The 11264-nt window shown below is 64.2% G+C and carries 11 protein-coding genes and 1 riboswitch; of the genes, 5 read left to right on the forward strand and 6 right to left on the reverse strand.

Annotation, left to right across the window (positions count from 1 at the left end; all coding sequences use genetic code 11):
* Nucleotides 1-15: 15 nt before the first annotated feature.
* Nucleotides 16-720, reverse strand: a complete 705-nt coding sequence (locus AC1DLO_RS14835; protein WP_476890442.1) for a TetR/AcrR family transcriptional regulator — start codon at nt 718-720, stop codon at nt 16-18.
* 50 nt (nt 721-770) lie between these two features.
* Between AC1DLO_RS14835 and AC1DLO_RS14840 the strand changes: the two genes are divergently transcribed.
* Nucleotides 771-1703 carry a CPBP family intramembrane glutamic endopeptidase gene (locus tag AC1DLO_RS14840; RefSeq protein WP_476914512.1) on the forward strand — a complete coding sequence of 311 codons (933 nt, stop codon included), beginning with the start codon at nt 771-773 and terminating at the stop codon, nt 1701-1703.
* 163 nt (nt 1704-1866) lie between these two features.
* Here AC1DLO_RS14840 and AC1DLO_RS14845 read toward each other — a convergent pair whose 3' ends face one another.
* The 3 genes from AC1DLO_RS14845 to AC1DLO_RS14855 form a co-directional block, all read right to left on the reverse strand.
* Entirely contained in the window at nt 1867-2598 is a 732-nt protein-coding gene (locus AC1DLO_RS14845; RefSeq protein ID WP_184740901.1) for an aggregation-promoting factor C-terminal-like domain-containing protein, read from the reverse strand.
* A gap of 2 nt (nt 2599-2600) precedes the next feature.
* Nucleotides 2601-2775, reverse strand: a riboswitch (cyclic di-AMP (ydaO/yuaA leader).
* A gap of 163 nt (nt 2776-2938) precedes the next feature.
* Nucleotides 2939-4414, reverse strand: coding sequence for a sensor histidine kinase (locus AC1DLO_RS14850; RefSeq protein WP_476890444.1), 1476 nt, complete (start codon nt 4412-4414; stop codon nt 2939-2941).
* Between the two features lie 13 nt (nt 4415-4427).
* A complete protein-coding gene (locus AC1DLO_RS14855; RefSeq protein ID WP_184740899.1) occupies nt 4428-5168 on the reverse strand; it encodes a response regulator transcription factor in 741 nt (246 codons plus the stop codon).
* Between the two features lie 704 nt (nt 5169-5872).
* Between AC1DLO_RS14855 and AC1DLO_RS14860 the strand changes: the two genes are divergently transcribed.
* The 3 genes from AC1DLO_RS14860 to AC1DLO_RS14870 all read left to right on the forward strand — a co-directional run bounded on the left by AC1DLO_RS14860 (nt 5873) and on the right by AC1DLO_RS14870 (nt 8701).
* Entirely contained in the window at nt 5873-6436 is a 564-nt protein-coding gene (locus tag AC1DLO_RS14860) for a hypothetical protein (protein WP_476914513.1), read from the forward strand.
* Between the two features lie 664 nt (nt 6437-7100).
* Nucleotides 7101-7970, forward strand: a complete 870-nt coding sequence (locus AC1DLO_RS14865) for a winged helix-turn-helix domain-containing protein (RefSeq protein ID WP_476890446.1) — start codon at nt 7101-7103, stop codon at nt 7968-7970.
* Nucleotides 7971-8170: 200 nt separating this feature from the next.
* Nucleotides 8171-8701 (forward strand): SixA phosphatase family protein, encoded by a 531-nt coding sequence (locus tag AC1DLO_RS14870; protein WP_184740896.1) that lies wholly within the window; start codon nt 8171-8173, stop codon nt 8699-8701.
* A 6-nt stretch (nt 8702-8707) separates the two neighbouring features.
* Here AC1DLO_RS14870 and AC1DLO_RS14875 read toward each other — a convergent pair whose 3' ends face one another.
* Entirely contained in the window at nt 8708-9643 is a 936-nt protein-coding gene (locus tag AC1DLO_RS14875) for a LysR family transcriptional regulator (protein WP_476890447.1), read from the reverse strand.
* Nucleotides 9644-9715: 72 nt separating this feature from the next.
* Between AC1DLO_RS14875 and AC1DLO_RS14880 the strand changes: the two genes are divergently transcribed.
* On the forward strand, nt 9716-10669 hold the full coding sequence (locus tag AC1DLO_RS14880; RefSeq protein WP_476890448.1) for an EamA family transporter: 954 nt from the start codon (nt 9716-9718) through the stop codon (nt 10667-10669).
* Here the strand turns inward: AC1DLO_RS14880 and AC1DLO_RS14885 are convergent.
* Entirely contained in the window at nt 10642-11250 is a 609-nt protein-coding gene (locus AC1DLO_RS14885) for a hypothetical protein (protein ID WP_476890449.1), read from the reverse strand. The genes AC1DLO_RS14880 and AC1DLO_RS14885 overlap by 28 nt on opposite strands.
* Nucleotides 11251-11264: the final 14 nt, after the last annotated feature.

Genomic DNA, 11264 nt, shown 5'->3' on the forward strand with positions numbered 1-11264 from the left:
GTTAACGATGACTGATTAAGACCCCTGAACAGGCGCCACATCGTTGCTCTCGCCAGGGTTGATTGCGAGACCCGCGATCAGGGCGGCCAACCCGCGCTCGAACTGCTTCTCACCAGCGACCTCTGGCAGCTCGTCGAGGACGCCAACGACAAATGGAATCTCGGCTGGAGGCAGTTTGGCAACTTCTCGCCGCCAACTCGCCGCGTACGTCGCTTGTGGCTGCCGGCGTGTGCGCGGTATTTCCCAAGCCGCAAAACCTGTGGCATAGGTGAGGACGGCGTAGACCGCGTGGACGCCCTGCGCTGGGGGCATCCCGGCCCTGGCCAGTGGCCCGAGGAGAGCCTCGAGCCCGCGGAGGATGCCGGACCCGATCACCGCTCGGGAGAGGAAGATCATCGGTAGGCTCGGGTGCTCGATGAGGTTCAGGCGTAGAGCCCGTCCCCAGGCGTACAGGGTCGCCCCGGCATCCTCAGGGAGCGGGTGGGGGAGCTGGAGGTCTCGCAGACCGCGTTGGGCGATGGCATCGAGCAGGTCTTCCTTGCTGTTCACATAGCCATAGATGGTCATCACCCCGCATTTGAGGCGGCGCGCCAGCATCGGCATGGTGAGTGCCTCAAGACCTTCGTTGTCGGCCAGCGCCAGCGCGGCTTCGACCACTTGCTCTCGAGTCATGGAGCCCCGCGGTCGCCGTTTTCGCGGGGTCTTGACAGAGTCCTGCATGGATGTATCGTACTACTTACGGTAAGTAATACGCTCCTGGAGGTGTCAGGATGCTTCCCGACCATTTTGAAGTATCGCCATCAGCGTCACGCGCGCTTGACGCGACGGTCGGCCCGCTTACCCCGGGCCGGAGGGTGCTCTTCGCCGTCGCGTGCATCGTGGCTGGATTCCTGCCGGTGTCGGTCGGATACGTGCCCGGTGATGCCGCTCGGCTCGTTTACGGCCTGGCCGTCACCACCGCTTTGCTCGCCCTCTCGCTGCTGGCGAGGCGCAGTACCGCCATGCACGCGTACTGGGAGATACCCCTGGCCTTCTTCGGCATGTCCCTTTTTATCCTGGCAGATCGCTACGTGCCCGGATTGCTTGCCACCCAGGTCCTGCATAGCCCTCCGGTCGCCGGCAACCCACTGGCTTCGACAGTTTCGGGCACGATGATCATCGAGTTCGATGAACTGCTGCTCACCGTCGTCGCCGTCCTCGTGGTGGTCTGGATCTCAAGGAGTTCGCTGGCCTCGATCTATGTCCGCGGCGGGCGATTCGGAAGAGCATACTTGATCGGAATCATCGTGTTGGTCGCCTTCTATTTGCTCACTTTCGGCGTCCTATCGCACTCACGTTTCATGCCTGTGCACGGCACCTTCGATTTCGGCCGTTACCTCAGCCTGACGCCTGYGCTCTTGGCGGCAGTTGCTGCCAACGGGTTCCTGGAAGAGCTGATGTTCCGCGGGCTCCTGATGTCCAAGCTCAACATCGCCTTCGGGCCATACCTGGCAACCATTATCCAGGCGGCCATCTTCGCGTCCTGGCACGTCGGCGTGACCTACACGTCCTCCGCCATCCTCTTCATCGTGCTGTTCGCCTTCCCGCTCGGTCTGATCGGCGGCTATCTCACGCGCAGCTCGGGCAGCATTGTTCCCTCGTCCCTTTTCCACGCGGGTGTGGACATGCCGATCTACTTGGGATTCCTGTCCTTCGTCTCCTAGCTTCCTGAGGGCCCGTGGTCACGGGCAGCTCCCAGAGAGCGGATGCTGGCACAGATCTCAGACATGCCGCCGACAAGCGACAGCAGTCCCCCAAAGGACTGAGCCGATTAAGGACGCGGAAGTCCGCCCCTGACGGGACGGACCTCTTGAGTGCTTGGTGCGTCTAGTACCAGTTGTGGGCCAAGTGGAAGGCCCAAGCCGCGGACGGGGATCCGTAGCGTTGCTTGATGTAGTTCAGGCCCCAGCGGATCTGGGTCTGGTAGTTGGTCTGCCAATCGGCGCCTTCCGAGGCCATCTTTTCGCCGGGCAACGACTGCACAATGCCGTAAGCGCCGCTCGATGCGTTGGTGGCAGTGGTCCGCCAATCGGATTCCTTGTTCCACAAGGTGATCAAGGCAGACATTTCGCCCTGGCCCCAACCGTAGGAAGAAAGCATGCTCGCGGCGTAGGCCTGGGCGCCGGCGGGGTCATCGACGGCGACCGGAGCTGCGGGAGCGGCGGGTGCCACCGGCGCTGCCGGTGCGGCGGCCTGGGGAACGACGGCGGCCGGAGCGGGAGCAGGTGCCTGAGTCGGCGCGGTGCTCGGCTTGGCACTTGCGCTGGCACTTGCGCTCGCCGATGGCGTGGCGGTGGCGGACGGGGTCGCGTTGTGCTCTGCGACGGTGCGCGATTCGGACGCCCGGCTCAGGTCCTGGGCGCTGATGGCCTGTCCGGCGGCCTGGCTGGCTGCGCCTGCCCCGAGGAACACAGCAACAACGCCGGCAACAACGGCCATGCGCTGGCTGGGGCCGAGGTTTGCGGCTGCTCGCCTCAGGGTGGAACGTGACTTGTTTGTCCGGGCAGGTTCGCCGCGGTGGCGCGCAACAGGGCGCGACTGATTCTTGGAACCAGACATGGTGATTGCCTCTCAACGCCTGCGGAGTTAGCTGTCGGATTCGGATGAGGTCATCCGGCCGTGGCCACTGAGAATCGTGGCGGTACGGCTTCACCCCTAGGGCCGGCTCAACATGAGCGCTTGCCCGGAGACCTGGGTCCCCCGTCTCTGCCTGGAGTGTTCGGGCACCGGGCAGTGGCAGAGCTCGGCGCCTACCCGGCGGTGGCCGGGGATACCCTGCGCACCTATTCGACGGTACAGGAGGTCCCCGCTTAAGTCACATTTAGGTAACGGAGATCACGACGCCGGTGCGCCGACTTGCGCTCGCCGCGCTCCGGCGTCGTGATCTTCCGGATGGTCTTCAGGCCGTGGCGGTCCTGAGCGCCGGAAGGCGCACGGCAAACTCCGTCCGGCCCGGACGCGAGACTACCTCAACAGTGCCGCCATGGGCCTGGACAATGGACTCAACGATCGACAAGCCGAGCCCGGACGTGCCCTCGGAACCGGAACGCGCGGCGTCGGCGCGGGCAAAGCGGGAGAAGATCCTGCCTTGGAATTCAGGCGGAATGCCGGGACCGTTGTCGGTCACTGTGACCACGGCGCTGCCATCGGCCGAGCGCATGACTCCCGTGACCACCGTGGTGCCCGCCTCTGTGTGTTTACGGGCATTGGAGAGCAGATTGGCCAGGACTTGGTGGAGTTGCGTGGTGTCTCCGCGGACCGTGAGGGGCTCATCCGGGAGCTTGAGCTGCCAGATGTGCTCGGGGGCCATGACTTTCTCGTCACTGACGGTCTCTATCACCAACTGTGTGAGGTCCACGTCGGTGAACTCCGGTGCCTTGCCTTCGTCCAACCGCGCCAACAACAGGAGGTCCTCCACGAGGGTGGTCATTCGCTCGGACTGGCTCTGGACCCGGCCCAGGGACTTGCGGCCGTCCTCGGTGAACTTCTCCGTCATGCGCAACAGCTCGGTGTAGCCGCGGATCGCCGTCAGCGGAGTCCGGAGCTCGTGCGAGGCATCGGCCACGAACTGGCGCACCTTGGTTTCGCTCAGCTGGCGTGCCTCGAGGGCGCTGGAAACATTGTCCAGCATCAGGTTCAAAGCATGGCCGACGCTTCCCACCTCTGTACCCGGGTGGGCCGCCGACGCCGGAACGCGCACCGCGAGCGCCACCTCACCGGCGTCGAGCGGAAGCTTCGACACCTTCGTGGCAACGTCGGAGAGTTGCTCTAGTGGGCGCATGGTGCGGCGGATCAACACAGTTCCCGCGAGTCCAATCAGCACCAGTCCGCCCAAGGACACCAGCACCATGGTCCACACGAGCGAGGCCTCGGTATCCTCTTTTGAGGCGAGTGGCAGGCCAGTGATGATCACATCGCCGTAGGGGGTTGCGGTGGCCACCAATCGGTAGCCGCCCTTGGAAAGGCTCCGATCAACCGGACGTCCATCGTGGGGCAGCGCCAACAGCACCGCGGCATCGTTGGGTGACAAGTTCGTACGTGTGGCGTCCGGGGACAAGAATCCAGCGCTGCTCACTTGCCCGCCAAGAATGCGGGCATTCAGCGTGCCGATGCTCTGACCCCGGGCATCCAAAGGATCCGAGCGTCCATTTGGATCACCTATGGGCGGGCGGCCATGGGAGGCCTGCATCAATTGCTCGTCGAGCTGCTTCGTGAGAAACAGGTCCATGGAGGCGTAGCTGACGACGCCCACGGCTCCACAGATGGCCACGAGGAGGGCCATGGAGACCAGGATCAGGCGTGTGCGCAGGTGCCAGGTTGATGGATTGAACCACTGGTGATCCGTTTGGCGAGGGATACCCGAGAGTGCGGACATTCGGCGCCCCGGGCTATTCGGCGGGCTTGATGACGTAGCCGGCCCCGCGCACCGTGTGGATCATGGGCGGGTGGTTGGCTTCGATTTTCTTGCGCAGGTATGAGATGTAGAGCTCCACGATGTTGGCTTGCCCGCCAAAATCGTAGTCCCACACGCGGTCCAGGATCTGGGCCTTGCTGACCACGCGCTTGGGATTCTCCATGAGGTAGCGCAGGAGTTCGAATTGGGTTGCCGTGAGCTGGATGTCTTCGCCCCCGCGGGTGACTTCGCGGGTGTCTACGTTCAGGGTCAGGTCGCCCACAACCAGTTCGGCCGTGTCCATCGCGGCCACGCCGGAACGCTGGACCAGGCGGTGCAGGCGCAGCAGGACTTCTTCCATGCTGAACGGCTTGGTGACGTAGTCGTCCCCGCCGGCGGCCAACCCGACGATGCGGTCCTGGACGTCGTCCTTCGCGGTGAGGAAGAGCGCAGGCACCTCAGGGGCAAAGGCGCGGATCCTGCCCAACAGCTCAACGCCGTCGAACCCTGGAAGCATCACATCCAGCACCAGGACATCCGGCCGGAAATCCTTGGCGAGCTTTACCGCTGCGGGACCGTCGCCCGCCACGGCTACGGACCAACCCGCCATGCGGAGGCCCATGCTCATGAGCTCGGCGAGGCTGGGTTCGTCGTCCACCACAAGGGCGCGGATGGGGGAACCGTCCGGGTGGCTGAGCTGGGGAAGGTTGTTGGTCATGGAGTGCGAGGATGCCATGGGACAACTCTCCATTCTGCCGGTTTGCCGGTGCTTTGCCGATGCTGTGAGCACCCTGTGAGTCTCAGCCTAGCCACCTGACCAACTGCACGGTACAACGGCACCGGACGCCCGACGCGCAATGGCGGCTTTGTTCCCGGGGCCGGATGGGGCACTGGGCGCGGGTTTCGGCGGGGGCGGCGTCGGATTCTGCTGGATCACTCCTCAGTCCAGCCGGGCGATCCGCACGATCACGGGGCCTGGCGCTCGATGGCAGCGAATGATCCAGCAGAATCTGTCACAACACCGCGGGAGGTCACAGGAAGGCCTGCCGTTCGACACAGCCCGCACACAGCAAAGAGGCTGACGCTGTTTGGGACAAGGACAACTTCGACACAACAGTCCCGACTTCGATGGAGAACACCATGGATCAGCAAAACAACCCCTCCGCACCTGGGTCCGAACCTGGGTCCGAACCTGGGTCCGAACCTGGATCCGTGCCGGAGAATGGGCAGCCGCAGCCGGTGATCCGGCCCCTTGACGATTCTGCGCAGCCGGTTGCTGGGGAGCCTGCCGCTGGGTGGGGTGCGCCGCAGCCGCAGGGYCAGCGGCCCGGACAACCTGCCGCCGGGCAGCCCGCCGCTGGGCAGCCTGCCGCTGGGTGGGGTGCGCCGTCCCAATACGTCGTCGGGCAGACACGACCCTCGTTCTTCAAGAATTGGTCCGTGAAGAAAGGGCTCATTGTTGGTGGCGTCGCAGTGGTGGTCGCTGCGGCGGCGGGAGCGGGTGCATATGCGGCTGGAAACGCAACTACTGCTGATACCAGCAATGCGCTTGGGCCGGGTGCCGGGGGACAGGCCGGGCAGAACGGTCAGGGTGGATTCGGTGGCCCAGGTGGCACGAACGCCGGCCCAGGCGGCCTGGGTGTGGGAATGGGCGGCTTGAATGCGGCCATCCATTCTGAGTACGTGGTCCTCCAGAACGGTAGCTACGTCACCATGGTGGGGCAACAGGGCACGGTCACTGACATCTCGGCCAGCTCCATGACCGTCAAGAGCGAGGATGGATTCACTCGCAGCTATGCCCTTGGAACGGACGTGGTGGTGGCTGAAGGCATGCGGCAGCGCGGAAGTGGAACCAGCGGCACCACCCTGACCCTTGCCGATGTGAAATCCGGATCCAGCGTGAGGGTCACAGCGCTCAAGGAATCCGACAAGTACACGGCCCAGACCATCCAGCTCGTCACTGCCACCACCTCAAGTACCCAAGGGTCCGGCACCAGCAACTAGTGATGGATGCCCTAGCGTCCGTCGTGACCTTCTTTGCCGCGCTTTGCCTCAAAATGACGCAACTCGCCGTGTCGCAAGCGCTTTCCGAAGGCAAAGAGGGTCACGACGGCGCGCGCGCACCAGCCTGCATCGGGTCCCTAGCAGACGATTTGCCAAAAAATTTTCATGAGACTCAGATTCGGGATTGGACAAGGGTTGTTTCATATCTTGGGATTCAAAGGCAAGCGCGTGACGTGACTTAAGATTCAAAAATTGGCACTTCAATCAAATTATCTTCGAATATTGCGTACCAAGCGGCCATTGTGACGAACGAGAATGGGTCACATTTGGACATGCTTGAATTGTGACATGCGGCACAATAGTGCGATTCGTCTCAAAATGTGGACAGTTCGGCCCTTTGTTACTTGCAAGTTCCCTTTGTTACGTTGCACACTTCAAATGTGAACAAGAACTCAACAGCATCTGCAGCCGCAGCGATCGAGCCCAGCGTACCCGCTGGTTTTTCGATGAGCTGTTGTCGAATGCATGCCTAACTCTCGACCCCAAAAAAGTTTCAGGCATTCGCCCCCTGCCCAGCGTCGGGCGCCCCTCCCCATCTCATTGCGGGGACCAGACCAGCATTCGAAGCCGCGATGACGGCTATTCACTTTGAGGTAAGCAATCCATGTCAGTTGCATCCGGATACGTCCACATCTCCGTCCGTAACGCCAACAAGGCCGCGTCCAACGCCGGCCTTCGTCCCGGCTTCGGCAACCGGCCGGCCTACGCCCAGCCCGCCCCCCAGGGCGGTAGCCAGGCCCCCGGTTACGTGCCCCAGGGCTACAACCCCAACTCCTATGGCCAGCTCCGCGCCGTTCCCGCCAACGAGGCCTCGCCGATGACAGCACCCACGCCTGTCCTGGCTCCAGCCGACCGCTCCATCCGCCCCGTTGCCAACGACAATGTGGCGCGCGGCTTCGTGCTTTACATGGGCATCGACGAAGACACTGCGGCGGCTGCCGGAACATCCATCGCCAAGCTTGCCCAGGAAATCCGGGCCTACGCACAGTCCCTCGTTTCCGGCGCCGACAGCTACGCCGCCGTCGCGGTGGCCCCGGCCAGTGCGCCAGGTTCCGCGCTCGACGTCGTCCGCTCGACTTTCGGTGACCCGACCGTTGGCAACCGCCAGCGTTCCGAGGCGCTCCGGCCGCAGCCGGCGCAGGAAGCCCGCCCGTCCGGCGTCCTGATCGACCTCGCCCGCCGCGAAGTGCACCTCGACGGCGAATCCCTGAACCTCACGTTCAAGGAATTCGAACTCCTCAACTACCTCGTCGAAAACGGCACCCGCACCGTGGGCCGCGATGAACTCCTCGAGGGCCTGTGGCGCAACGCCGAAGAAGTTCCCAACGAGCGGACCATCGACGTGCACATCCGGCGCCTCCGCTCCAAGCTCGGACGCCTCGCAAACACCGTCCGCACCGTGCGCGGCCAGGGCTACCGCTTCTACGAGCACCCCGAGGTCATCGTCTGGGCCGCTCCGGAATACTCGATCTAACCAGGTTCCTAACCGCCAGAAGGAGGCACAATCCCTCGGCGCCTGCGCTCGTGCCTCCCCACCTGCTCCCAGCCTTCGCAAGCTCAGGCCGGGACCCTCGTCGGCGTGGGCCCAACGCAACAATGGCGCTTTCGGGATGTGCCGCCTTTTGGCTTCCCAGGTTCAGTGAGCATGTGCCTCCGCGGCGATAGGGTGGGGGGATGAGCGAGCATCACATTAAGCGGCTGGTGATCATGCGGCATGCGAAGTCGGACTGGCCTGTGGGGGTGCCGGATCATGATCGGCCCCTTGCGGAGCGTGGCCACCGGGAAGCGCCCCTTGCCGGGAAATGGCTCCTCAAGCACCATGTGATTCCGGACTTTATCCTGTGTTCCTCCTCGCTGCGGACCCGGCAGACCTGCACTTGGGTATGCAGCGAGCTCGGGGACAAGGCGCCGACGCCGAAACTCGAGGACGGCCTGTACGCCGCCTCCGCGCAGCGCATGCTGACCGTCATCAACCACGTCCCAGAGACCGTCACCACGCTGATGATCTTCTCGCACATGCCCGGCGTGCAGGACCTCGCCATGCACTTGGCTTCCCGCGACTCGGACCACGACGCCTACATGGATGCCGCAACGCGTTACCCCACGAGTGCCATGACTGTGATGGAACTCGAAAAGCCGTGGGCCGAACTCGATGGGCAGGATGCCCGCCTGACCCACTTCGCGGTGCCTCGCCCAAAGAAGTAGTCCCTGCTAGCCCACGTCGAGATCCGCGGCCACATCCTGCAGCAAACGGACCACGTGGCGGATGCTGGGGCTTGCCGTCATGGTCTTGCGGTACACGATTCCCACTTGGCGCTGCTGCATCGGGTTGGCCACAGGTACGGCCACGACTCCAGCCGGGAGCTCGGGCCGGCCGAGCCGGGGAACCAAAGCCACCGCAACACCTTGTTGGACCATCGCGATATGCGTTGAAAAGTCGGGGTCGTAGACGCGGATGTCCGGGACCCGCCCAAGGCCTGCGAGGATCGCCAGCAACGCCTCATTGCAAATAGCGCCGGCAGGCGTGCTGATCCAGCGTTCGTCCACCAGATCGGAAGGCTCGACGGCGGTCCGGCCAGCCAGCGGGTGCGCTGAGTTCAGCAGGACGTCGGCGGTGTCCAGGCAGAGGTCCTCGTGGACCATGTTCTCCGGAATGACCAGGGGCACCGAGTGCCAGTTGTGCACGACGCCGAGATCGGCTTCCCCTGTTGCGACCCTCTGCACGGCCTCGCGCGGGTCCTCGGCGACTACTCGGATTTCAAGTCCGGAGCCACCAGAGTCGGACGCTTCCGGCGAGGCGTCACTGAGCTTCCGCAGCATCGGCCCCACCAACCCGCGGCATGCCGTGGAAAAGGCCACGAGCCGAAGCACTCCGCTCGGCTTCGCGGGATCGGCAAGCAGGGTGGCCTGCAGTTCCTCCAATTCGCCCAGGATCCGGCGTCCGTACTCGGCCAATGCCATGCCCCGGTCGGTGAGCAGCACGCCGCGGCCGTGGCGCTCCAGGACGGTCACACCACTTTGCTTCTCGAGCTTCTTGATCTGCTGGGACACCGCCGACGGGCTGAAGCCCATGGCCTCCGAGGCCGCCACCACCGAGCCTTGTTGTTCCACTGCTACGAGGGCCCGCAACGCCGCAATCTCAATCATGAAGCAAACGTACATGATTTGATGCAGAATTCAACGCTGGTGCTTCATCCACTTGGCTGTCAGAGTTGAATCGTGAATATCCGACACTCAGCACTCGCCGTCCTTGTCGCCGTCCTTTGGGGCCTGAATTTCGTCGCGATCGATTTTGGCCTCCATCCCGCAAGCGGGAATGGCAGCAACGGGAGCGGTGGCGCGGCGGACGTGCCGCCGCTGCTGTTCGTGGCCATCCGCTTCGTGCTGGTGGTGTTCCCCTGCATCTTCTTCGTCCGCAAACCGGACGTGAGCTGGAAGGCGATCATCGGCGTCGGGCTGTTCATGAGCGCCGGACAATTTGGCTTGCTCTACCTGGGCATGGCCCTCGGCATGCCAGCCGGGCTCGCTTCCTTGGTGCTGCAGGCGCAAGTGCTCCTGACGGTGCTGTTGGCGGCCCGGTTCTTGGGGGAACGGCCCAACAAACGCCAACTGACGGGTGTGGTGCTGGGGGTCGCGGGGCTTGCCCTCGTCGCAGTGGGCCGCAGCCTGGTGGCTCCGGTGGTGCCGCTCATGATCGTGCTCGCAGCAGCGTTGTCCTGGACCGCGGGAAACATCATCGCACGCAAGGCCAAAGCCGCTTCGGGGTTGGGCCTGGTGGTGTGGTCCGGGGCCGTGGTCCCGCTGCCGCTCGCGGGCTTGTCGCTGATCGTGGACGGGCCTGCCGCCGTCGTCGGGACCCTCGCCAACCTTCAACCGGCCACCATCCTGAGCGCCCTGTACACAGCGGTGTTCGCCTCGCTCGTGGGCTATGGCATCTGGAACCGCTTGCTCAGCCTCTACCCGAGCTCGGCCGTAGTCCCGTTCACGCTGTTGGTTCCGGTGGTCGGAATGACCGCGGCCTGGTTGCTCATCGAAGAGATCCCGACGACGGCGGAACTGGCCGGCGGCCTGCTCCTGCTGGGCGGTGTGGCGACGGCGGTGCTACAGCAGCGCGCCAAGCCCAAGGTTCCGTTGCTGGACGATCGTCAGCGCTTGGGTGCAGGCTTGCGCTGAGCGGGAGATCCCGACGTCGGGCGCTTGGCAGGAGTTGCCGGCGTCCGGGGAGCAGGGCGTTTCACGGTACCCGACGCCGGACGGGCCGCCGGCCGTTGAGCTGGCCGGGCCGCCGGGACCGGGCGTGTGACCGTGCGGGGTGACTGCCGAGCAACGGGGCGGGACGCCGCCGTCGGGCGTCCCTTGCGGGAACTGCGGGATGGCCACACCGCCCCCACGAACAAGACCAGCAGCGAACCGCAGCCGGCAGCGGCGGCGAGGTAGAAGTAGATGTCCGAGTCCTTGGTGCTCACCGCGTTGCCCAAGGCATTTTCGTCCTGGTTGAAGGCAAGGCCCCACATGCGCAGGAACGCGATTCCGAACGCGATGAACAGGATCGAAGAGACGCTCCCGAGCAGGAGCATCAGGTAGCGGCGTCGCGCGAAAACCTCGGCCACGGACGCCAGATAGCCGATCGCCAAGACCCCCAGGAAGGCGTACATCACCGTTTCATCAAGGGTGATGGCAAGCAACACCAGCAAGCCAGCGGACACCACAGCAGAGATGATCGCAAGCTTTCCACTGTTCCCCATGTGACGCATGGACTAATCATCCC

Source organism: Arthrobacter sp. 01T419, from assembly GCF_056398865.1.